Genomic DNA, 22,801 nt, shown 5'->3' on the forward strand with positions numbered 1-22,801 from the left:
CCTTGTACAGGGTATGCTATACCCCAAGGTTGGCACAGTTTACTTTATTAATTCATGCCTTTTTTGTGTTCCCTTGCTTGCATCACAACATATAAATTAGACGAAAGGGAGAAACGACGCGATGTTCAAAAAGCTTTTTGGTGTATTGCAAAGAGTAGGTAAAGCTCTCATGCTGCCTGTAGCCATTCTACCTGCGGCAGGTTTGCTGCTCGGAATTGGTAACATGTTGGTTAATCCAGATTTCTTGCAATATGTAACGGCGCTCGACACCCCTTGGGTGAACTCGATCGCAACAATTATGATGAACGCAGGTCAGATCGTATTCGATAATCTGGCATTGCTGTTCGCTGTAGGTGTAGCTGTCGGATTGGCTGGTGGCGAAGGCGTTGCAGGTCTTGCAGCGATCATCGGTTACCTGGTCATGAATGTTACATTAGGATCTGCGGTAGGTGTTACTCCGGCAATGATCGGTGAAGTACCGGGTTATGCCAGCATCTTGGGTATCCCAACATTAAGTACAGGCGTGTTCGGAGGTATAATCATAGGTATTGCCGCCGCGCTGTGTTACAATCGATTTTTCAAAATCGAACTGCCGTCCTACCTGGGTTTCTTTGCAGGTAAACGATTTGTACCGATTATCACATCGGTAGTATCCCTTGTAATCGGATTGCTTCTTGTGATTATCTGGCCTCCGATTCAAAATGGACTGAATGCTGTATCTCACTTCATGGTAGATACAAGTCCGACCTTGTCGGCGTTCATCTTTGGAGTTGTGGAACGGTCATTGATTCCGTTCGGTTTGCATCACATTTTCTACTCCCCATTCTGGTTTGAGTTTGGTGAGTATGTGAATAAAGCCGGAGATGTTATTCGTGGGGATCAGAAGATTTTCTTCAGCCAGTTACGTGATGGCGTTGCTCTAACAGCAGGAACATTCCAAGTTGGTAAATTCCCGTTCATGATGTTTGGTTTGCCAGCAGCGGCACTTGCGATGTACCATGAAGCAAGACCGGAGCACAAAAAGTATGTTGCAGGGATCATGGGTTCAGCTGCGCTGACCTCGTTCCTGACAGGGATTACAGAGCCGCTTGAGTTCTCGTTCCTGTTCGTAGCACCAATCTTGTTTGCAGTACACTGTATCTTTGCAGGTTTGTCTTTCATGACCATGCAGATTCTGGGTGTAAAGATCGGTATGACCTTCTCCGGTGGGTTCATTGACTTCCTGATCTTCGGGATTATTCCGAACCGTACACCTTGGTGGGACGTTATTATTGTCGGATTGATTCTTGCGGTGATCTATTACTTCGGTTTCCGGTTTATCATTCGCAAATTCAATCTCAAAACACCTGGACGAGAGGATGCAACGCCTGAAACCGAATCTGGCGGAGGCTCTGGTTCAACAGATGATCTGCCCCATAACATTCTTGAAGCTTTTGGTGGCAAAGAGAATATCAAACATCTGGACGCTTGTATTACTCGTTTGCGGATTGAAGTTAATGAGAAATCCAATGTGAAAAAAGATCGTTTGAAACAATTGGGTGCATCTGGTGTACTTGAAGTGGGTAATAATGTTCAAGCCATCTTCGGAACACGTTCCGACACGATCAAATCTCAAATGCAGGATATTATTGCAGGACGAACACCAGCACCAACGCCAGCAGCTGCCAAACCAACTCCTGAAGAGGAGAAGGCACAAGGTGAGCAAGGCGAGCGCATCGTTGCTGAGGATATTGTCATGCCAGTTAATGGTGAATTACTGGACATTACAAACGTACCTGATCCGGTCTTTGCTGAGAAAATGACAGGTGATGGATTCGCAATTTTGCCACATGATGGTACGATAACTTCTCCTGTGTATGGTAAAGTGTTTAATGTATTTCCAAGCAAACATGCCGTGGGCATCATGTCCGATGGTGGCAAGGAAGTGCTTGTTCATATAGGTGTTAATACGGTGAAGTTGAAAGGTCAAGGCTTTAACGTACTGGTACAGGAAGGTGATCTGGTATCGGCAGGTCAGCCGATTATGGAAGTGGATCTGGAGTATGTCAAAGCAAACGCACCTTCGATCATTTCACCAGTTATTTTCACCAACCTGCCAGAGGGCTCCACGGTAACTCTGAAGAAGAGTGGAGTGCTGAAAGTTGGCGAACAGCCAATCATTGAGATAAAATAAGAAGTGTTACGACGATGGCAAGCAAGTGTAAATATATGCAATGCCTAAACCAAACTACTGAAAGTGAGATGATTGTAATGCAACAAACATTCAGAATTACAGACGAAGATGGTATCCACGCACGTCCGGCGACAGCCCTGGTAAATACAGCAAACAAATTCAAAGGTGCAGAATCCTTTGCAGAAGCTAACGGTAAAAAAGTAACGTTGAAATCTATTCTGGGTGTTCTTTCCCTCGGATTGGAACAAGGCGACACTATCAGCATCATCGTTGAAGGCGAAGGCGAAGCTGAAGCTCTTCAAGCTTTGACTGACGTTATGGTTAACGAAGGGTTGGGCGAAATTAATGCTTAATGTCTCCGGGATCGCGGCTTCGGCGGGTATTGCTATCGCCAAGGCGTTTATCTTGGAGCATCCTGATTACTCTGTAGAAAAACGCCAAATCAACGACGTTGACGCAGAGATCGCGAAACTCGACTCAGCTCTGGGTAAATCCCAGGCTGAGCTTGAGGCGATCAAAGAGCGCACTTTACAAGAGCTTGGCGAGAAAAAAGCTGAGATTTTTGCTTCGCATTTGCTCATTCTGAATGACCCGGAATTGATTGATCCGGTTAAAGCTAGAATTGCAGATGACATGATCAATGCAGAATTTGCTTTGAACGAAACGGCATCGCAATTTATCTCCATGTTTGAGAACATGAAGAGTGCTTACCTGCAGGAACGTGCTGCAGATATGCGTGACGTTACCAAACGTGTGCTAAATCACTTGCTTGGTATCGACTTCATGAGTCCAGCTGAGATCAATGAAGAAGTGATCGTGCTTGCGGAGGATCTAACACCTTCCGACACGGCTCAATTGAACCGCCAATTTGTTAAAGGTTTCGCAACTAACATTGGTGGACGTACTTCTCACTCAGCGATCATGGCTCGCTCTCTTGAAATTCCTGCTGTCGTTGGAACCAAGGACATTTTGGCTCAAGCGAAACAAGGCGATATGATCATTGTTGACGGTCTGGATGGTCACGTACTGGTTAACCCTACTGATGAAGTTATTGCTGAATACCGTGCCAAACAGGAACAGTATGATGCACAACGTGCAGAGTGGAGAAAACTTCGTGATGAGCCAACGGTAACGGTGGATAACGTTCATGTTGAACTTGCAGCCAACATCGGTACACCCAATGATGTAACGGGTGTTCTGGAGAACGGCGGCGAGGCTGTAGGCCTGTACCGTACCGAGTTCCTTTACATGGGCAGAGACAAGCTTCCATCCGAAGACATTCAGTATAATGCTTACAAAGCGGTACTGGAAAAAATGGAAGGCAAACCTGTCGTTGTTCGTACACTCGACATCGGTGGAGACAAAGAGCTTCCATACCTGGATCTGCCAAAAGAAATGAATCCATTCCTCGGCTTCCGCGCAGTTCGTCTGTGTCTGGACCGTCTGGATATCTTCCGTACACAATTGCGTGCATTGCTGCGTGCAAGCGTACATGGAAACCTGCGTGTCATGTTCCCAATGATCGCAACGCTTGGTGAATTCCGTGAAGCAAAAGCTGTCTTGCTCGAAGAGAAAGAGAAGCTGGTTGCTGAAGGTATTGCTGTTTCTGACAGCATTCAACTCGGAATCATGGTCGAAATTCCTTCGACTGCAGTTCTGGCAGATCAGTTTGCCAAAGAAGTGGATTTCTTCAGTATCGGAACGAACGATCTGATTCAATACACAATGGCTGCTGACCGTATGAACGAACGAGTGGCTTATCTGTACCAGCCTTACAACCCAGCCATTTTGCGTTTGGTTAAAATGGTTATCGATGCTGCGCATCGTGAAGGCAAATGGGTTGGCATGTGTGGTGAGATGGCAGGAGACGAAACAGCAATTCCATTGCTGCTTGGTCTTGGATTGGATGAGTTCAGCATGAGCGCAACCTCCATCCTGCCAGCTCGTAGTCAGATCACCAAGCTGTCCCGTGCGGATATGCAGGAACTGGCTGCTAAAGCTCTGGATATGCAAACGGCTGAACAAGTCGTTGAATTGGTTCAAAGCATTCAAGCGTAATGTAATTTTACGGGGTTTCCACCCGATTTTAAGGGTTTCTTTTTCCGATAAAAAGCTGCAGTCGTGCAGTAATTTTGCCGGTATCCGCGATTCATTGTGGATATCGGCTTTTTTTGTTGCGCGAATGTATAGGAGGGGAGTACGAGGAGAAAGACCCTGTAATGTCTAGGCAAAAAAATGCTCTTGCTGGGGTAAGTTAACATCAGCAAGAGCATGGATTAGAAATTCACTTAGTGTTTAACTGCATGCGCAGTTGAGTACAGGTTTGCGGGCGGCAGTGGTCTCATCAAGACGAGTGACTGGTGTTCCGTAAGGTGCGTTGAGTACCAACTCTGGTGTCTCTTCCGCTTCTTTGGCAATCCGAATCATCGTATCAATGAACCCATCCAGTGTTTCTTTGCTTTCGGTTTCCGTCGGCTCGATCATGATGCATTCCTCAACGTTGAGCGGGAAGTACACCGTAGGTGGATGATATCCAAAATCAAGCAATCGTTTGGCAACGTCAAGTGTGCGCACACCATATTGCTTCAAACCCCGACCAGACATGACAAATTCATGTTTGCATACACCCGGATACGGAATCTCGTAGTATGGTGCGAGGCGGGCCATCATATAGTTGGCATTCAGTACCGCACATTCAGACACACGGCGCAATCCTTCCGGTCCATAGGTGCGAATGTAGGCATAGGCACGTACCAATATACCGAAGTTACCGTAGTAGGCTTTCACCCGGCCAATGGATTGATCGCCTTCACGATCGAATGCATACATACCGTCATCATTTTTGATCACCATCGGTTTAGGCAGGAACGGGATCAGGCGACTCTTCACACCGACTGGTCCGGCGCCAGGTCCACCACCGCCATGAGGTGTACTCATCGTTTTGTGCAAGTTCAGATGCACCACGTCAAAGCCCATATCACCCGGACGGGTAATGCCCATAATGGCATTGGAGTTCGCGCCATCGTAATACAACAAGCCACCAGCCTGGTGTACGATGGATGCAATCTCCTGAATGTCTTTCTCGAACAAACCAAGTGTATTTGGGTTTGTGAGCATCAATGCTGCCGTATCCGAACCGACGGCTGCACGGAGCGCGTCCAGATCGACCAGTCCATCTGCGCGGGATGGAATCGTCACAGTTTCAAATCCTGCAACGGTAGCACTTGCTGGGTTGGTACCATGCGAAGAATCGGGCACGATGACTTTGGTACGTTGTTCGCCACGACCTTCGTGGTAGGCACGAATCATCATGAGTCCAGTCCATTCTCCATGAGCACCAGCTGCTGGTTGCAGGGTCACAGCGTCCATACCTGTCAGACCTGCAAGGTCGTTTTGCAACGTATACAACAGTTCAAGTGCACCTTGAATGCTGGATTCATGCTGGTACGGATGGATTTTGGCGAATCCATTGTAACGGGCCACGTCCTCATTAATCTTTGGATTGTATTTCATCGTACAGGAGCCCAGTGGATAGAATCCGTTATCTACGCCGAAGTTACGGCGGGACAACGCAGTATAGTGCCTGATAACATCTACCTCGAACACTTCCGGTAGTGCCGCTGCTTCCGAACGGAGCATTTCCCGGGGAATCAACGTATCGGCAGCCTGACGAGGAACGTCACATTCTGGCAAGGAATAAGCGACACGTCCAGGGCTACTGAGTTCAAAAATCAATGATTGTTCCGGAGCAGGAGATAGGGTCTGTGCACTGAATGTTGTATCCGTCTCAGGTTTAGACGAAGTAGAGAAAGAGGTGCCTGTTTCCGATTGTCCTTGTGCCGGTGTTGTCGTTGTCGTCGTTTCCTGAGTCACAGCGATCCCTCCAATGCTCGTGCGAATTCGTCAATCTCTTCCTTACTGCGTCGTTCGGTAACAGCAATCAGCATATGTCCGGCAAGCTCCGGATAATCACGTCCGAGTTCGTAACCACCAATGAAGCCTGCATCCAGCAGTTTCAGTTGAAGAGCATCCACATCGGTTCCTTCAGGAAGTTTAATAACAAACTCATTAAATGTGGGTGCATTAAAAGTAAGGCTAACTCCAGGAATCGCAGTTAATGTATTCAGGGTGTAATGACTCTTTTGCAGATTCAGATCCGCGACATCGATCATGCCTTGTTTCCCCATGATGGACATATACACAGATGCGCTGAGTGCAAGCAAAGCCTGGTTGGAACAGATGTTGGATGTCGCCTTTTCGCGGCGGATATGCTGTTCACGTGCTTGCAGTGTGAGTACAAATCCACGTTTTCCGTTGCGATCCTTGGTCTGGCCTACAATTCGGCCAGGAATTCGGCGCATATGAGGCTGGGATACGGCGAAATATCCGCATGTTGGGCCGCCGAGTGAAGCGGCGATGCCGAGGGGCTGCGCATCACCAACAACGATGTCGGCACCCAGCTTGCCTGGGGCTTCCAGCAGACCCAGCGATAGCGGGTTAGCACTTACAACGAGTAGGCCCTTGTGCGCATGCACGAGGTCGGCAGCCTGCTTCACATTTTCCACGGCACCAAAGAAGTTCGGACTCTGGATCATGACAGCAGCGGTATCGTCCGATATGGCGGCTTGCAAGGCATCCCAGTCCGTGACGCCATCCTTATAACCAATCTCGACAATCTCCAGACGGAGTCCGTGCGCATATGCCTGCAATACCTGGCGGGCTTCCGGATGAACGGTACGGGATACGATGAGTTGTTTGCGACGAGTTGCCGCTGCGGTCAGATTACCTGCTTCAGCAAAGGCGGTTGCACCGTCATACATACTGGCATTGGCTACAGCCATACCGGTTAATTCACAGATGTAGGATTGAAATTCGAAAATGGCCTGTAGTTCACCTTGGCTGATCTCAGGCTGATAAGGTGTGTAAGCAGTGTAGAACTCGGAACGGGAAATGACATGATTGATGACGGAAGGAACATGATGATCGTATATGCCTGCGCCGAGGAAGCTGGCGTGTGTTTCGAAATTGGCGTTGGCACCAGCTTGTTTGGACATGTGCCGTGTCAGCGCATACTCATCGAGTTTGGATGATACGGGCAGCTCGCCCTGATAACGAATCTCCTGAGGAATGTCCTGGAACAGTTTCTCCAGCGTATCCACACCGATGGTTGCGAGCATGGCGCTCTGATCTTGTTCAGTCATGGGAATGTAACGGTGCTTGCTCATGCTTGATCAGCTCCTTGAGTAGGTGTCTTAGACGTACGTGTCCGTTTATGAAAAGGGGTCTTCACGACCTCGGCTTTTAGTTTCTTCCCTCGGATCTCAATCTCAAGCGGAGTTCCCAGCGCAGCGTATTTGCTGTCGATGAGGGCAAGCCCCAGATTACGCTTCAATGTAGGTGATTGCGTGCCTGTTGTCACTTCACCGATCTGTACGCCTTCGGCGTAAATCGGATAGTGGGGGCGAGGAATACCGCGCTCCAGCACTTCGATGCCGACCAGTTTGCGGGCAGGCCCGTCATTTTTTTGCTGTAACAAGGCTTCGTGTCCGATAAAAGGTCCGGCATTTAGTTTCACAAACATACCAACGCCAGCTTCTAGCGGAGAGATCGTTGCAGATAATTCCTGTCCATACAGAGGCAGCTTGGCTTCAAAGCGCAATGTATCCCGGGCACCAAGTCCGGTTGGCACCAGTCCGTGACCTTCACCGGCTTGCATTAATCCGTTCCAGACGGTAGCGGCCTGATCTGCTGGAATATATAGTTCAAAGCCATCTTCACCGGTATAACCGGTACGGGACAACAGCAATTTTACTCCACAGACTTCGGCATCCTGCACAAAACGAAACGGTTCAATCGTGGAGACATCTGTATCTGTAACTTTTCCGATAATGTCTACAGCCAGTGGACCTTGCAAGGCGAGCAGCGCCGTCTGCTCCGAATCGTTGGTCATGTTTACGCCAGGGATCAAGTGCTCTTGCAGCCACGCCCAATCCTTGTTGATATTGGAGGCGTTAACCACGAGCATATAATGCTGATCTTCCAGCTTATACACGAGCAGATCGTCCACCACACCGCCATCTGGATAACACATCAGGGTGTACTGGGCTTGACCGGGAACCAGCGTGGTCACATCATTGGTCGTCATTTGTTGCAAAAAAACTTCAGCCTGCTCACCCTGTACTGTGAATTCGCCCATATGGGATACATCGAATAGTCCAGCACGCTCACGCACCGCTTCATGTTCTTTCTGAATTCCGCTAAATTGCACCGGAAGCTCCCAGCCTCCAAAATCAATGCACCGTACGCCTTCGTATTGCTGATATAGTGGGAAGAGTGGTGTTCTAAGCAAATCGGACATCAAATCACCTCGTCATGGACCGTCAACCGGCCGGAAATATAATCGTGGATCAATGAAGCAGGGTATTTTTAAATTTTTCAGCTAGATATTTTCATCACATAAGTATGGTAAGCAGCTAGGGCAGCGCCGTTCTACATCCTGTTTTTCGTTTTTTGGGAAAAAGGAAAAGGACAGGCCAAAGAATCGGCATGCCAAGTAGCACGCTGTATTCTAAGGCTCTGTCCCTTGTACCTGAGAGTTACCCCGCTGCGTTGTGCAGCAGGTTTCCCCTTGGGTGATCATAACGCCCGCACAGGGCGAATAGATGCTCTCCAGAGTTGCGTCCCGTAAAAGTCCTTTTGCCTGAGAGATTCACCCCCGCTTATCGGTGGTTTACTCCTTCGGCGTTACCTCATGTACATCCCGAATCGGGTGTCACGGGTAATCTCTCCCTTTACATTCATCCGCGAGTATAACATAGTCCAATAAACACATTTACTCCTCTCATTAAAACGTGAATCCACTACCGATGTCAAGAACGATATCATTGATAATGAATAAAAACCGAATATTTAATATATTTTAAGTGTTATTGTTCGTGTATTTAAAAAGACTGCGCTTACTATTCTAATATTCACCAGTATATGAAGAAAGAGTGTAATCCGGTTACAGGATTTAGAGGTGTTCAGCAAATAAATTGTGAGGTATCTTGACATTTGATTCATAAATATCATACGCTATGTTCTGGGAAAAGGGTTAAGGTCAAAGAACGCATGCACTCATTTAATGAAAAGCGAGGCGGATATCGATGAGCGAATTGAAAAGTGATTTCCTGTACAGTGAAGAGCACGAATGGGTGCAAACCGTAGGGGAGGATACTGTACGTATTGGCATTACCGAGTTCGCGCAGCATCAGCTGGGTGACATTGTGTTTGTGGAATTGCCTGACCTTGAAACCAATGTAAAAGCAGAGGACAGTATTGGAACAATAGAATCGGTCAAAACAGTTTCGGACTTGTTCTCTCCCGTCACAGGTTCTATTATTGCAGTCAATGATTCGTTGCAGGACTCACCTGAACTTGTGAACAGCTCTCCTTACGAGGAAGGCTGGATGATTGAGATTCGTGTTGAGGGAGATCTGACAGCAGCATTGTCTACATTGATGAATGCAGACGCGTATCGTAAACATACGGAAGAATAGGAGCAACGAACTTGTACTTATTAACATATATTTTATAACCAAATGAAATGAGCTTCATATTGTTTCGACCTGTGTGAGCCGGATGCTTGCACAGGTTTTTTGTGCTTTCCAGGAATAGTTTTGAATGTGGATTGAAGCAGATTGTGGATGTAAATCACCTGATTGGACCAAGCTATAGGTTAGAAAATGATTCTGGAAATGATAAAAGTCATAGGCAAGAAAAGCCTTGCGTACCAATGGATTCGGCCATTATGCATCGATTAAAACGATTACATAACCTAATGTTGTCATCATTGTTCATGACGAAAGTACGCTTTCATTTCATTGAACAGGAGAGCATTCTCGCTTAGGATTACAGCAGGGGAGAAATGATACCCCTTTCATAAATCATAATCACTTGATCCAAGGAGGATAATACAATGAGTAATTTGGACCAATCGTCCAATTCCAAAGGTGGGCTACGGGTTGGTGTTCAGCGTTTTGGCCGATTCCTGAGTGGTATGGTCATGCCGAATATGGGAGCGTTCATCGCCTGGGGATTAATTACGGCTCTGTTCATTCCAACAGGCTGGTTCCCTAACGAGACGCTTGCGCAGCTAGTTGATCCGATGATCAAATATTTGCTGCCACTGTTAATCGGTTACACCGGGGGTACGATGGTGCATGGTCAGCGTGGTGGTGTCGTGGGTGCCATTATGACCATTGGGGTCATCGTGGGTAGTGATATCCCGATGTTCCTCGGTGCCATGATTGCCGGACCACTGGCAGCATGGATCATCAAAAAGTTCGATAAATCCATTGAAGGTAAAATTAGAGCCGGATTTGAAATGCTGGTTAACAACTTTTCAGCCGGTATTATTGGCGGGATCTTGGGGATTTTTGCGCTACTGGGCATCGGGCCTGCTGTAGAAGCAATTAGCAAAGTATTGTCTGCCGGGGTACAAGGCTTAATGAATCTGGGCTTGTTACCACTGGTCAACCTAATCATTGAACCAGGTAAAGTATTGTTCCTGAACAATGCGATCAACCACGGAATTCTGACACCGATTGCAACAGATCAAGCGAGAGAATTAGGGCAATCCGTATTATACATGCTTGAATCGAACCCGGGTCCGGGACTTGGTATCTTGCTTGCTTACTGTTTCTTCGGACGCGGAATGGCCAAATCTTCTGCACCAGGTGCCGTTATCATTCATTTCTTCGGGGGAATTCATGAGATCTACTTCCCTTACATTCTGATGAGACCCATTTTGATTCTTGCCGCAATCGCGGGTGGCGTCGCAGGTACATTAACATTCATGCTCACCGGAGCGGGACTTGTTTCGGCACCATCACCGGGTAGTATTATCGCGTATTTCCTCTTAACACCAAAAGGTGGATACCTGCCGATGCTCGCAGGGGTGCTTGTAGCAGCCGTCGTATCTTTCCTGGTTGCAGCGGTGTTGCTGAAAACGGGTAAACAAAAGGACGAAGATTTGGAGTCCGCATCCAGTCGGATGAAAGACATGAAGAGTCAAGGAACCGTGCCAAACGCTGGCATTACGGCTAATCGACGTGAAGCAGACAGAGCCGCAGATATGGCTTCTTCTCCAGTGAAAACAGATGTGAAGAAGATTGTTTTCTCCTGTGATGCAGGTATGGGCTCGAGTGCCATGGGCGCTTCCATTCTTCGCAAGAAGATGAAGGCAGAGGGGATTGACGTTACGGTGACCAATACGGCCATCAGTGATATCCCGCCAGATGCAGATGTGGTCATCACACAACAAATATTAACCGATCGTGCCCGCTCCGTTGCGCCGAACGCAGAACATATATCCATCGACAACTTCCTAAAAAGCCCGGAATACGATGCGCTCGTTGAACGTCTAAAGTAATTGTACGCATTTGTTTTCCCTGAGCCGGAGGCTGAGATATGAGTATTACCAAAAGACAACGTGAAATCGTGGAGTTTCTGCTGGAGCATCCACATGAAGTAACAGCCGGCGAAATCGCCGTTGAAGTAAAGGTCAGTACCCGAACGGTTCACCGGGAGCTGCAAATGATTGAACAATGGCTTGAACCTTTGGGCATGAGGCTGGAAAAAAAATCGGGAACCGGAATCCGAATTGATGCCAGTTCCGATGATCTGGCTGTATTGCGCCAGCAACTAGAGGGTAAAGAATATGTAGAGTTTACGCCGGAAGAGCGTAAGCTCTTCATGCTTTGCATCCTGCTTGATGAAGCGGAGCCTGTAAAGTTACTCGCTCTGGCTTCGGATCTGAAAGTGACCGTATCCACCGTAACCACGGATTTGGACGATCTGGAGTCACGAATTCGTCAGGCGGGACTAAAACTGGTTCGCAGACGTGGATATGGCGTCAAGATTAACGGGAGTGAGACGATTCATCGCACAGCCATAGCTGCACTTGCTCTGGAATTTCTGGATGAATCCGACCTGTTCGGAAGACAACCTGAACAAGGTGGCTCCATCGTAAACCAAAAATTGCTGGATATGATTGGACACGGTGATGTGCTTACGATCGAAAATGCGTTATGGCAACCAGATATTGAATGGCTGGAGAACATCCCGGAACGTCAATACATGAAGCTGCTGATTCAATTATCCGTAGCGGTTGTCCGTATTCGTAAAGGTTTTGGTATTGGTGGTATGTCTCTACGAGAGAACACGGGAGATGCAGTTGCAGCGCAGGATGAGATGAAGGTTCCGCCTTATATGGCTTCACGCTTGTGTAGTGTGTTATCCACTCAACTGGGGCTGACATTCTCCCAAGAGGAGCAAGCTTATTTTCACAGACTATTAGTTGAGACAGAGCAGCGGATTCACTCTTCGCGGCTGTTGCCAATAGACGACTTAATTTTACTGGACAGGGTGCATTCACTGATTGATCAGATGCAGGGGAGAACGCATTACGCCTTTCATGAGGATCGTTTGCTTCGTGAAGGTCTGCTTGCTCATATGCAACCTGTCATGGAGCGTATTGAAGGGCACCAGATGATTCGTAATCCGCTACTGCAGCAGATCCGGAAGGATTATGATTCACTTTTTGAAGATGTCAAAAAATCTGTGGGGCAAGCTTGGCCAGGCACAGACGTTCCGGATGAGGAAATTGGTTTCCTGGTCATGCACTTTGGGGCTTCCATCGAGAGGTTGCGTACATTGAAACGGGAGATCAGGGCGATCATCGTGTGTACAAGCGGAATTGGATCATCACGCATGCTATCCAGCCGATTGTCCAAGGAGATTCCCGAGATTCGAATCATGGATAGCGTGTCCTGGTATGAAGCTGCCCGGATACCTACAGATCAATATGATCTGGTGTTATCGACGGTCGATCTGCCGATGGATGAGCATCAGTATTACAAAGTGAGTCCACTGCTTACGGCAGAAGAGAGCGAACGTCTGCGTCATTTTATCCGAACAACAACATTACAACGACAGCATAATAAGCCCCGTGAAGCAGAGGTTCAGACAACAAGTCGTTACTCGGACCCTGATGGAATGGAAGCTATTTTAGTTGAAATCGTCCGAATTATTGGCAAGTTTCAGGTGTACCCGCTGGATAATCAGGATATCGGGTTCTATAAAACGGTGTATGCGATGTGCAACGTACTCCATGGAACTGGTGTGCTGAAGGAGCCAGAGGAGATCACAAAACGGCTGGAGGCACGTGAAGCAGTGGGGAGCCAGAAAATTCCCGGTACAAGACTTGCTCTGTTTCATACACGAAGTGAGGGAATTTACAGGCCGTCCATTAGCTTGTTTCAGCTCACTGAACCACTTCTTCGTACGCCGGATGATCCGGCAGGAGTTACCCATGTTCTTTTGATGCTCGGTCCCAGAGAATTATCCAAGGAAAGCCTGGAGGTTCTCAGTGAGATCAGCGCACTGTTATTACAGGAAGAAATGATTACATTGCTGGAAAAGGGAATCAGGGATGAACTCATTCATTACCTGTCTCAGGAACTTGTTGGATTTTATCGCAGTAAAACCGAAATTGGAGGTCAACCATTATGAGTATGTTAACAACAGATAAAGTCATCATGAATGCGACGGCTCAGGACAAATACGAAGCGATTCGTATGGCAGGGCAGATTCTGAAGGATGCGGGACATATTACCGCTGATTACATTGAGAAGATGATTGAACGAGAAGAGATTGTATCGACCTATGTAGGGAACGGACTTGCGATCCCGCACGGTACGAAGGAATCCAAAGCTTTCATTTTATCCACAGGTATCTCTGTCATTCAGTATCCACAGGGTGTTGATTTTGGCGAAGAAAAGGCTTATATGGTCATAGGTATCGCGGCTCAAGGCGGGGAGCATATGGAAATCTTGACTAGCATCGCGGTGATCTGTGCTGAGGATGAGAATATGGAGGCCCTGCGTCTGGCGAAAACAGCCGAAGAAGTAATCGCTATTCTGGAAAGTGAAATGGAGCTATGAAGGCCCTACACTTTGGCGCAGGTAACATTGGACGCGGATTTATCGGCTTGATTCTGTCCCGCGCAGGGTATGAGGTGGTTTTCTCCGACGTGAATCAGACCTTGGTAACCGCTCTTCAGCAACGGGGGCAATATACGGTGGAACTGGCTAACGAGAGCAAGGATCAGGAGACCGTCACAGGCGTAAATGCAATCGATGGAACCCAACTGGAGACGGTTGCCCAAACCGTTGTGGAAACTGATCTGATTACAACCGCAGTGGGTGTGGGTGTGCTGAAACATATTGCACCAGGGATTGCAAAGGGACTTGAGAAAAGACTGAATTCCGGTCCTGCTCAAAACCCGCTTCACATTATCGCTTGCGAGAACGCCATTGGAGCCAGTACACAATTGAAAGAGCATGTGTATGCTCTGCTCAATAAAGAAGTACGTTCCCTTGCAGATCAGTATGTCTATTTTCCAGACTCGGCCGTAGACCGGATTGTGCCTATTCAGCATCATGAAGACCCGTTGCATGTACAGGTGGAGCCTTTTTACGAGTGGGTGGTGGATCGTTCCCAGATGGCTCCTGCATTCAAACCGGTTGAGGGCATTGTATATGTCGATGATCTGGAGCCGTATATTGAACGGAAGCTGTTCACGGTTAATACAGGACACTGCGTTGCAGCATATATCGGTAATGTGCACGGGTTTGACACGATTCAGAAGGCTATTGCCGACGAGAAGGTGAAATCGATTGTCTACGGTGCTTTGCAGGAAACTGGAAAAGTTCTGGTGAAGCGCTTTGGATTTAATCCTGACGAGCATGAGCAGTATATTGTCAAAATATTGGGACGGTTTGTCAACCCGTATCTTACCGATGAGGTTACTCGTGTTGGTCGTTCCCCGCTGCGTAAGTTGTCTCCGAATGATCGTCTGGTTCGCCCGGCCCTTCAGGCATATGCGGATGGAACTGATACGACTTATCTGGCTATGGGTATGGCAGCAGCCTGCAAGTTCGATGTCTCCGATGATCCGGAAGCAGTTGAGCTTCAGGACATGATTCGCCAGAAGGGAATTACAGCTGCGCTCCACCATTATACATCCATGGATGAGCATCATCCGGTGCTTGAGCAGGTTGTTGCTCAGTATAACCAAATGTAAGAGCAGTAGTAGCCAGCTAACAGTATAGATGAGGCATAATGAAGAAGAGCCATACAGTTGTTAACTGTGTGGCTCTTCTTTTGATTGACGTTTATCGGCATATTCATGCAAACAGCGTTGACATATGCATGATTTTCGGCGCTGCTCTGGCGGAATGCGGTCAAACACACCCTCGGGGAAAGTAGCCCGATTACACCAGCATTCCGAATGAGGATGTCCTGCGGCATAGGAACAGCGATTAGCTTCCCCGCATAATGGGCAGACAAGAACATCGATATGGATGTGCTTTTGATCGTCTTGTTCTGCAGACATACAGTTCTTCCCTCCCTGTGGAATAACTACGAGCTGAAGTTAAACATACTGGTCCCAGTATAACAGAAATGTGCAGGTGATTATGGATTTCACTTTGTATATATGACTTCCAGTTCACCACATCTGTTTCTCCCATCGGCTATTCTTCAGGCGGTAATTCGATCTGTAGGCCTTCCACATGTTTGCGTCCCATCAACTTACGTTTCTTTCGATTTTCCTTTGTTTCCAGCACAATGTCCAAGTCATAATCGTCACCCGGATAAAGCTCATTGGCAGATATATGCAGGGTCAGGCGTTTCTTATGGATTTTGACTTTGCGTCCTCGTAGCATGACCCCGATATTTCCACGGCTATCCTCCACATCACATACGATACCCGACTGATTGAGATAGGCCGCATATACCCGATCCCCTTTGCGAAACGTTTTGGCAGGAGCAGCAGAATTCGACTCTCTGGTTGTTGTCTTTTTGTGGAGACCGATTGAATCTTTGGATTGCTTCGTCTGATTCAACTGATTCTGCTTGGATAACTCTGTCGGGTCGTCTGCTTCCTTAGCGGAACGCTCAGGCGTCAGGGGCGGAGTTTCCAAAGGAGGTGACGTGAATACCAATGTACGATCTCTCGAAATACTTTGATCCGACAGGGACTTGGATCGCTCGATAATTCGCTGTGGCATGCCCAGCTTTAATGCGATGGAATAAGCATAGCTCTCACCAGCTTCTCCGATACGCAATCGATACAGCGGCTGGAGAGAAACAGTGTCAAATTCCATACGAGCATTTTCGAATCCTGGCGTGGCAGCTGCAAAATGTTTGATTTCACCAAAATGCGTTGTCGCCACAACGGTTGCTCCGCGGCTGTGCAGCTCCTCCAGCATGGCGATGGACAGTCCGACACCTTCACCGGGATCTGTGCCGGAAGCCATCTCATCAATGAGCACCAGAGTTGATGTATTGGCCTGTTCCAGTATGCCAATCATATTGCGAATATGTGCTGAGAATGTACTGAGCGCCTGTTCCAAACTCTGCCCGTCACCAATATCAACCGCTACCTCGGTATAAACAGCCATCTCGCCACCTTCCTCTACCGGAATAAGCAAACCGGATTGCATCATCAGGGTTAGTAAACCAAGTGTTTTGAGTGCTACCGTTTTCCCCCCGGTATTCGGGCCAGTAATAATGAGCGACGAGTACGTTCTGCCGATTGCAAAATCAAGGGGAACCATGGAAGAACCCATGAACGGATGACGTGCACGTTGAAGACTGATATGGCCCTTAGTATTGACTCGAACGTTGCGTCCGTCCATGGTGGCCGCATATTTGGCTTTGGCAAACAGGAAGTCTAATACACCTACCGTTTCGGTGTTCAGGGCGATTTCACGGTTATACGTTTCGGCCAGAGAGGTTAAATCACCGAGAATCCTCATCTCCTCTCTGGATTCCTCCGCTTGTAGAGCCGCCAATTCCATCTGTAAACTTACTAACTCAACAGGTTCGATATATACGGTTTGCCCACTGCCGGATTCATCCAGCACACTGCCTTTCACCTGTTTACGGAACTCTTTCTTAATGGGCAGAACGGTTCTTCCTCCGCGTTGGCTGATGACATGCTCCTGCATAATCGAGCGATGTTTGCTCACCAGAGAATCAAGCTTTCGTTTCATGCGTTCTCCATTCACCGTCATTTTTTTGCGGATTCGAATCAGTTCTTTGCTTGCTTGATCCTGAATGCGTCCACTATGGATGCAGCGCTCGATCTCACTCAGTAAAGGTTCGATCAGAATCATGGATGCAGCGTAGCGACTAACGGTGGGAGCGGCCCCGGATTTGCCCTCCATGTATTTCATAAGTTGTGCACAGCTCCGCAGGAACTGAGCGAGATGACTGAAGTCACGTTCACTGAATAGATAACCGGTGCCAAGCAGATCCATAATCGTTTCCATTCCGTCGAGTGACGGGAGGGGGATGCTGGCCCCGAAGCGAATCAACGCAGCCGCTTCTGCTGTTTCTTCCAGGCGAATCTGGATCAGGTGAGCATCTACCATCGGTTTCATTTCTCTGGCATAACGTTTGCCGAGATAAGACAGGGCGCAGTCTGCAACGTTTTTTTGAATTTGTGGATAACCCAGACTGTTTAATGCGTTCTCATTCATGCGTAATCTCTCCTTGAATTTGAATTGGGATTGCAGTTGGCACGCGAAACATATTCCTGGAAAACGCAAAAAGGGCGGAGAATGAACAAACGTCATTCTCCGCCCTAAACATATGGGAAAGCAAAGTCCACTACAGGTCTATAATAAAAAATCCGCGCTGAACTCAGCGCGGAAAAAATAGACCCGGACAATGACAATCCCGGAGGCGATTTATGATATCCGCTGTTCTTAACTAAGTACAGGGATCTGGCGCATCATGAAATACACGTATGCCATATGGGCACAAACGCAATGAAAGGCCAAACTCCTGAATATGAAACTTGGTTAGTTAAGAACATTCACCGACATTAAAAATCTCTCCTTTGATTGAGGAATATGCAACCAATATAAACTGGAAATTGGTTTGAAGTCAACCTTTAGAATAAATGAGTGGACTTGAATAAGAATGGGTTTTAAAATAACAATAGTAAAATAATCCAATGAAAGCGATTTAATTTAATAAACATACGTATAAAGGAGGATGCTCTTCTTGCCTAAGTATTTACTGCGTTTGCTCTGCTTTACCCTGATCCTCGGAGCCCTTCCAGTCATTGTTATTGGTTCGGTCTCGTATACGATTGCATCACGTGACATTGAACAGAAAGTACGTGAAAGCAACCTTCAGATATTGCATCAGACCCAAATGCGGGTAGAACAAGTTCTGCGCAGCCTGCAATTATCATCCATCCAGTATGTCAATTCGCCCTTGGTACTTCAAGCGATGAAGAAACCGCTGGACAGCAGCGAATTTCAAGAGATTCGTGACCTGACGTCAGGCTTTAACAACTTGCAAGCGGTTACGAACATTGACCAAGCCTATCTGGTTAATCTGGACGAAGATTGGGTTGTTTCGATGCGTTCTTTTGGCAAATTGGATGATTTCAGCATTCGGGACCGGATTGGTTCTTATCTGACCTACACTAACAGCCTGTTCTGGGTTACTCAGAATGCCAGTTCATCCAAAGAAAGTGTACCCGTTTCAGCTGGCATGGGTGAACTGACACCCGAACAGGCACCTGCCCTTATATCATCGGATAATGTGGTCAGTATGGTATTCAAAATTCCGATGATACCAACCAATGTGAAACCAAAGGGATTTCTTGTGATTGATATCGCCGATACGGAACTGAGTACGTTTTTGAGCCGAAATACGAATTCTGGAGATATGTACGTTCTGGATCGGGAGCAGAAGTATTTTCTGAACGATATGCAGCAAGACGGGAAGTATGACACGCTGAATAAGGAAATTCATGAAATGGTGCAAACGACGGGGGAGCCAGAAGGTTTCTTCAGTGCAGAGGTGGAAGGTAACCAAGTGGCGGTTAGCTATAGGCAATCTCCACTCAATGGCTGGTTATACGTGTCCGTTGTATCTCTTGGACAGATCACGGCCCAGTCGCAGAAAATTGCATTGGTTACCGGTATCGCTACACTGGTCATGTTATGTGTAACGGGATTGGTCGCCATATACGGCAGTCGGCGGATGTATTCACCGATCTCCAGACTGCTGCAATTTACGAAGGGGTTGGATTCTCCAGTTACTCCATCAGGACGCCGTCAGGATGAATTTATCTATATTGAGGAGCAATTGTCAACACTGTTTAGTTCGGAGAAAACGATGCGTGAGCAGATGAAGGGGCAGCATGTGCATCTTCAAGAGTTTTTTATGACCAAACTGCTAACAGGTAAAATCTCGGAAGAAGATTTCAGATATCAGGGAGAATTGTATGATTTCCCGACAGGGTGGGCGAGTCTTGGCGTACTTATGCTCCAGATCGATACCTTGGAAGGGACCCGATATGAGGAACAGGATCGCGATCTGCTGCTGTTTGCTGTCAACAATATGGTAGGTGAGCTCCTTCCTTCAGCAGTTCGATTCACCCCGGTTATGCTGGATGATGCCCAGGTCACTGTACTTGCCTCCGAACTTACGGATGAGGTGAAGCTGAAGGAATGGATGCACACTCAGGCAGACTGGATTCGCGAACGTGTCGTGACCTATCTAAATCTGCCCGTAAGTATTGGCATCAGTCGTTCTTACACTTGTATTGGTGATACGCCAAGAGCGGTTCAGGAGAGCCGAGAGGCTCTGCAAGGCCGGGTAAGTCTGGGCAGCCGTATTATTTTGCATTACGAAGATATTCAGCCACGTGGTCAGATGGAGGCCGCGTTGTATACCCAGTTACGTATGATCGAGGATCAGCTCGCTTCTGCGCTCAAGCAAGGAGATGAAGAGAAAACGGACACCTACTTTAAGCAATATTTGGGACTGCTTGCAGACAAAAAGCTTCATTTCAGTGAATACCCCGTCATTATGGTTCAGTTATTGTCTCGTGTATATCAGCTTGTGCAGGAGCAAGGTGGAGATGTGGCTGAGGTACTGGGCGAAAAAGCATCCATGTCACATTTGCTGAAGTTGTCCACATTGGACGAAATGACCAATTGGTTCCGCAAGCGGCTGTTCCTGCCCGTCATTCGTTTCTGGCGAGAACAGGAAGAATCCCAATACATGAACATTGCAAGGCGCATGATTCGTTTGATCGAGGAACGTTATGACCGTGAATTATCGCTGGAAGCCTGTGCCGCTGAGCTTAATTTTCATCCTGTCTATCTAAGTCGGGTATTCAAGAAGGAAGCCGGAGTCAATTTTACGGAATATCTCGCAGAGTATCGTATGGAAAAAGCGAAGACCTGGCTGCAAACAACCAATCTTAAAATATCGGAGATTGCCGAGAAATTAAACTATACCAATCCAACCGCATTTATCCGTACGTTTCGAAAAATCACAGGAACAACACCCGGCAAGTACCGGGAGCAGCAGCGATAAAACATACCTGCTCTGCCTGCCATGGCAGGCAGGCTTTTTAATGTCCAGGTGTAGGGTGAAGACCGCTTTTCTCCATGAAGTTAAGACAGGAATATAGAGGTTGAAAGCAGTTCATTACGCCTTTAGATTCTGTGAGAGAAATGAGCTAAACCCTTGCTACATAAGGAAAAACAAAAGGCTAAAAGGAGATGATAGCCAGTCATTCGTTTATCCTCCACAATGAAGACATGAATTCAGGAAGTGATATTTTGTAATCGTTTCCAATGTGGGGAGGAAGACAATATGAAAGCCGAAACGGCGGCTCGAACACGGCCCGCTACCCGCAGTGACAAAAACCTGCTGTGGAGGGACATTATCAAAAACCGGTGGCTGTATATCATGTTAATACCGGGTGTGCTTTACTTTGTTATTTTCAAATACATACCCATGTATGGCATCACGATGGCTTTTCAGGATTACACGCCTTACAAAGGCATCTTGGGAAGTGACTGGGTAGGGTTCAAACATTTCCAGCGTTTCTTCGGAGAACCACAGTTCTGGACATTGTTTCGAAATACGTTTTTGCTTGCCATTTATAACATTGTGTTCTTTTTCCCACTGCCGATTGTACTGGCACTTATGATGAATGAGGTTCGCCGTGAACGGTTCAAACGATTTGTACAAACTCTTGTCTATGTTCCACACTTTGTTTCCTGGGTTGTTGTTGTCGGTGTGTTCTACATGCTGTTCACAACCGAGGGTGGTGCGATTAATGAATTGCTCTATAACCTGACTGGACAAAAAGTGGCGTTCCTGCTTGAACCTGGTTGGTTCCGAACCATGATTGTTGGACAATCCATCTGGAAAGAAGTCGGTTGGGGCACGATTATCTTCCTTGCTGCACTTTCCGGTGTGGATACACAGCTCTATGAAGCTGCACGGATTGATGGTGCCAATCGCTGGCGCCAAACCTGGCACATTACGTTGCCGGCCATTCGCAGTACAATCGTCATTTTGCTCATTCTGCGTCTGGGCAATTTCCTGGATACTGGCTTTGAACAGATCTTCCTGATGCTGACTCCGACAAACCGGGATGTGGGCGAGGTGTTTGATACCTACGTGTACACGAAGGGTCTTACCCAGGCACAGTACAGTTATAGTGCTGCTGTCGGGTTGTTCAAATCGGTTGTTGGGCTGGCGCTTGTTCTTGGTGCCAATACGCTGGCCAAAAAATTCGGGGAGGAAGGCGTCTACTAACCCTCGGGAGCAGACGTTCTTCACCAGACAGGAGTGAACATTAAGATGCAACAGGATAAAACGTGGGGCAACCGGATCTTTGATTTTGTGAATCACGGCTTGCTGCTGTTGATTGGAATTGTGACGGTCATCCCGTTCATTTATATTTTGGCCGTCTCGTTTACCAGTCCACATGAAGTGGCTAAGGGAGGTTTTATTCTTTTTCCAAAAGAGTTCTCTCTGGCTGCGTACCGTTACATTTTCTCTACGGATACCTTGATTCGCAGTCTGGGTGTATCGGTCTATATTACGGTGATTGGTACCTTTATTAACCTGCTGTTTACGTCACTTATGGCATATCCGCTCTCCAGAAGATATTTGCGTGGACGTCAGCCCATTTTGCTCGGTGTATTGTTCACGATGCTCTTCAGTGGCGGGATGATTCCAACATACTTTGTCGTGAAATCCTTGCACCTGACGGATACGTTATGGTCGCTGATGTTACCTACTGCCATTAGTGCTTTTAACTTGATCGTACTGAAAAACTTCTTCCAGGCCATTCCCGACGAACTGGAGGATGCAGCCAAAATTGATGGATGTAACGATGTCAGCGTATTGTTCCGGATTGTACTGCCGTTATCCATGCCAGCCATGGCAACCTTTTCACTCTTTTACGCGGTGGCCCACTGGAACAGTTTCTTCAGCGCTGTTATCTATATCAACGATAGTGAGAAGTGGCCTGTCCAAGTCTGGCTACGTGAGATTGTCATTCTGGCACAGAGCCGAATCGGAGACACAAGTATCGAAGAGACCGAGATCCAGCCGCTTACCATTCGCATGGCGGTAATCGTATTCTCCACGATCCCGATTATGCTGGTGTATCCATTCCTGCAAAAGCACTTTGCCAAAGGAGTAATGTTGGGTTCGGTGAAAGGTTGAGTCGTCACATGCATCAAA

The 22,801-nt window shown here is 47.4% G+C and carries 16 protein-coding genes and 2 riboswitches; of the genes, 11 read left to right on the forward strand and 5 right to left on the reverse strand.

Annotated features, from left to right (window positions below; all coding sequences use genetic code 11):
- The first annotated feature begins 121 nt into the window (after positions 1-121).
- From ptsG to ptsP, 3 genes are all read left to right on the forward strand, one after another.
- Positions 122-2,173 (forward strand): glucose-specific PTS transporter subunit IIBC, encoded by a 2,052-nt coding sequence (gene ptsG / locus IFU39_RS14225; RefSeq protein ID WP_105601795.1) that lies wholly within the window; start codon positions 122-124, stop codon positions 2,171-2,173.
- A gap of 77 nt (positions 2,174-2,250) precedes the next feature.
- Positions 2,251-2,526 (forward strand): HPr family phosphocarrier protein, encoded by a 276-nt coding sequence (locus tag IFU39_RS14230; RefSeq protein WP_036617010.1) that lies wholly within the window; start codon positions 2,251-2,253, stop codon positions 2,524-2,526.
- On the forward strand, positions 2,519-4,231 hold the full coding sequence (gene ptsP / locus IFU39_RS14235) for a phosphoenolpyruvate--protein phosphotransferase (protein ID WP_047844045.1): 1,713 nt from the start codon (positions 2,519-2,521) through the stop codon (positions 4,229-4,231). The genes IFU39_RS14230 and ptsP overlap by 8 nt, the downstream gene beginning before the upstream one ends.
- A 237-nt stretch (positions 4,232-4,468) precedes the next feature.
- On the opposite strand, the gene gcvPB is transcribed toward ptsP, so the two are convergent.
- From gcvPB to gcvT, 3 genes are all read right to left on the reverse strand, one after another.
- Positions 4,469-5,908 (reverse strand): aminomethyl-transferring glycine dehydrogenase subunit GcvPB, encoded by a 1,440-nt coding sequence (gcvPB, locus tag IFU39_RS14240; RefSeq protein WP_105601851.1) that lies wholly within the window; start codon positions 5,906-5,908, stop codon positions 4,469-4,471.
- 134 nt (positions 5,909-6,042) lie between these two features.
- Entirely contained in the window at positions 6,043-7,398 is a 1,356-nt protein-coding gene (gene gcvPA, locus IFU39_RS14245) for an aminomethyl-transferring glycine dehydrogenase subunit GcvPA (protein WP_105601793.1), read from the reverse strand.
- The gene (gene gcvT / locus IFU39_RS14250; protein WP_105601792.1) at positions 7,395-8,531 is read right to left on the reverse strand and encodes a glycine cleavage system aminomethyltransferase GcvT; all 1,137 of its coding nucleotides are present in this window, start codon (positions 8,529-8,531) and stop codon (positions 7,395-7,397) included. The genes gcvPA and gcvT overlap by 4 nt, the downstream gene beginning before the upstream one ends.
- 216 nt (positions 8,532-8,747) lie before the next feature.
- Positions 8,748-8,848, reverse strand: a riboswitch (glycine riboswitch).
- 3 nt (positions 8,849-8,851) lie between these two features.
- Positions 8,852-8,974: riboswitch (glycine riboswitch) on the reverse strand.
- Between the two features lie 344 nt (positions 8,975-9,318).
- On the opposite strand from gcvT, the gene gcvH reads away from it, so the two are divergent.
- The 5 genes from gcvH (at position 9,319) to IFU39_RS14275 (ending at position 15,299) form a co-directional block, all read left to right on the forward strand.
- Entirely contained in the window at positions 9,319-9,711 is a 393-nt protein-coding gene (gene gcvH / locus IFU39_RS14255) for a glycine cleavage system protein GcvH (protein WP_047844042.1), read from the forward strand.
- Positions 9,712-10,130: 419 nt separating this feature from the next.
- Positions 10,131-11,585 (forward strand): PTS mannitol transporter subunit IICB, encoded by a 1,455-nt coding sequence (locus IFU39_RS14260; RefSeq protein ID WP_091020396.1) that lies wholly within the window; start codon positions 10,131-10,133, stop codon positions 11,583-11,585.
- 38 nt (positions 11,586-11,623) lie between these two features.
- Positions 11,624-13,726, forward strand: coding sequence for a BglG family transcription antiterminator (locus IFU39_RS14265; RefSeq protein WP_105601790.1), 2,103 nt, complete (start codon positions 11,624-11,626; stop codon positions 13,724-13,726).
- Positions 13,723-14,157 carry a PTS sugar transporter subunit IIA gene (locus IFU39_RS14270; RefSeq protein ID WP_017686856.1) on the forward strand — a complete coding sequence of 145 codons (435 nt, stop codon included), beginning with the start codon at positions 13,723-13,725 and terminating at the stop codon, positions 14,155-14,157. Before IFU39_RS14265 ends, IFU39_RS14270 begins: the two co-directional genes overlap by 4 nt.
- On the forward strand, positions 14,154-15,299 hold the full coding sequence (locus IFU39_RS14275) for a mannitol-1-phosphate 5-dehydrogenase (protein WP_105601789.1): 1,146 nt from the start codon (positions 14,154-14,156) through the stop codon (positions 15,297-15,299). The genes IFU39_RS14270 and IFU39_RS14275 overlap by 4 nt, the downstream gene beginning before the upstream one ends.
- Positions 15,300-15,359: 60 nt before the next feature.
- Here IFU39_RS14275 and IFU39_RS14280 read toward each other — a convergent pair whose 3' ends face one another.
- Together IFU39_RS14280 and IFU39_RS14285 are read right to left on the reverse strand one after the other, a co-directional pair.
- Positions 15,360-15,611, reverse strand: a complete 252-nt coding sequence (locus IFU39_RS14280) for a cysteine-rich CWC family protein (protein WP_105601787.1) — start codon at positions 15,609-15,611, stop codon at positions 15,360-15,362.
- Between the two features lie 139 nt (positions 15,612-15,750).
- On the reverse strand, positions 15,751-17,763 hold the full coding sequence (locus IFU39_RS14285; RefSeq protein ID WP_105601786.1) for an endonuclease MutS2: 2,013 nt from the start codon (positions 17,761-17,763) through the stop codon (positions 15,751-15,753).
- A gap of 529 nt (positions 17,764-18,292) precedes the next feature.
- Here IFU39_RS14285 and IFU39_RS14290 point away from each other — a divergent pair.
- The 3 genes from IFU39_RS14290 (at position 18,293) to IFU39_RS14300 (ending at position 22,783) form a co-directional block, all read left to right on the forward strand.
- Positions 18,293-20,629, forward strand: a complete 2,337-nt coding sequence (locus IFU39_RS14290) for a helix-turn-helix domain-containing protein (RefSeq protein WP_181155588.1) — start codon at positions 18,293-18,295, stop codon at positions 20,627-20,629.
- Positions 20,630-20,911: 282 nt separating this feature from the next.
- Positions 20,912-21,865 carry an ABC transporter permease gene (locus tag IFU39_RS14295; protein WP_017686861.1) on the forward strand — a complete coding sequence of 318 codons (954 nt, stop codon included), beginning with the start codon at positions 20,912-20,914 and terminating at the stop codon, positions 21,863-21,865.
- Positions 21,866-21,910: 45 nt separating this feature from the next.
- Positions 21,911-22,783 (forward strand): carbohydrate ABC transporter permease, encoded by an 873-nt coding sequence (locus tag IFU39_RS14300; protein WP_062835838.1) that lies wholly within the window; start codon positions 21,911-21,913, stop codon positions 22,781-22,783.
- Positions 22,784-22,801 lie beyond the last annotated feature (18 nt).

Origin of the sequence: Paenibacillus sp. CFBP 13594, from assembly GCF_014842675.1 — a bacterium.
Taxonomy (GTDB): Bacteria; Bacillota; Bacilli; order Paenibacillales; family Paenibacillaceae; genus Paenibacillus; species Paenibacillus amylolyticus_B.

Excerpts from the sequence above, each read along its gene's own strand:
- IFU39_RS14285 (WP_105601786.1), bottom strand. The coding sequence starts at position 17,763 with ATGAATGAGAACGCATTAAACAGTCTGGGTTATCCACAAATTCAAAAA.
- IFU39_RS14300 (WP_062835838.1), top strand. The coding sequence starts at position 21,911 with ATGCAACAGGATAAAACGTGGGGCAACCGGATCTTTGATTTTGTGAAT.
- IFU39_RS14295 (WP_017686861.1), top strand. The coding sequence starts at position 20,912 with ATGAAAGCCGAAACGGCGGCTCGAACACGGCCCGCTACCCGCAGTGAC.
- ptsG (WP_105601795.1), top strand. The coding sequence starts at position 122 with ATGTTCAAAAAGCTTTTTGGTGTATTGCAAAGAGTAGGTAAAGCTCTC.
- ptsP (WP_047844045.1), top strand. The coding sequence starts at position 2,519 with ATGCTTAATGTCTCCGGGATCGCGGCTTCGGCGGGTATTGCTATCGCC.
- IFU39_RS14230 (WP_036617010.1), top strand. The coding sequence starts at position 2,251 with ATGCAACAAACATTCAGAATTACAGACGAAGATGGTATCCACGCACGT.
- gcvPA (WP_105601793.1), bottom strand. The coding sequence starts at position 7,398 with ATGAGCAAGCACCGTTACATTCCCATGACTGAACAAGATCAGAGCGCC.
- IFU39_RS14265 (WP_105601790.1), top strand. The coding sequence starts at position 11,624 with ATGAGTATTACCAAAAGACAACGTGAAATCGTGGAGTTTCTGCTGGAG.
- IFU39_RS14280 (WP_105601787.1), bottom strand. The coding sequence starts at position 15,611 with ATGTCTGCAGAACAAGACGATCAAAAGCACATCCATATCGATGTTCTT.
- gcvT (WP_105601792.1), bottom strand. The coding sequence starts at position 8,531 with ATGTCCGATTTGCTTAGAACACCACTCTTCCCACTATATCAGCAATAC.
- gcvH (WP_047844042.1), top strand. The coding sequence starts at position 9,319 with ATGAGCGAATTGAAAAGTGATTTCCTGTACAGTGAAGAGCACGAATGG.
- IFU39_RS14270 (WP_017686856.1), top strand. The coding sequence starts at position 13,723 with ATGAGTATGTTAACAACAGATAAAGTCATCATGAATGCGACGGCTCAG.
- IFU39_RS14260 (WP_091020396.1), top strand. The coding sequence starts at position 10,131 with ATGAGTAATTTGGACCAATCGTCCAATTCCAAAGGTGGGCTACGGGTT.
- IFU39_RS14275 (WP_105601789.1), top strand. The coding sequence starts at position 14,154 with ATGAAGGCCCTACACTTTGGCGCAGGTAACATTGGACGCGGATTTATC.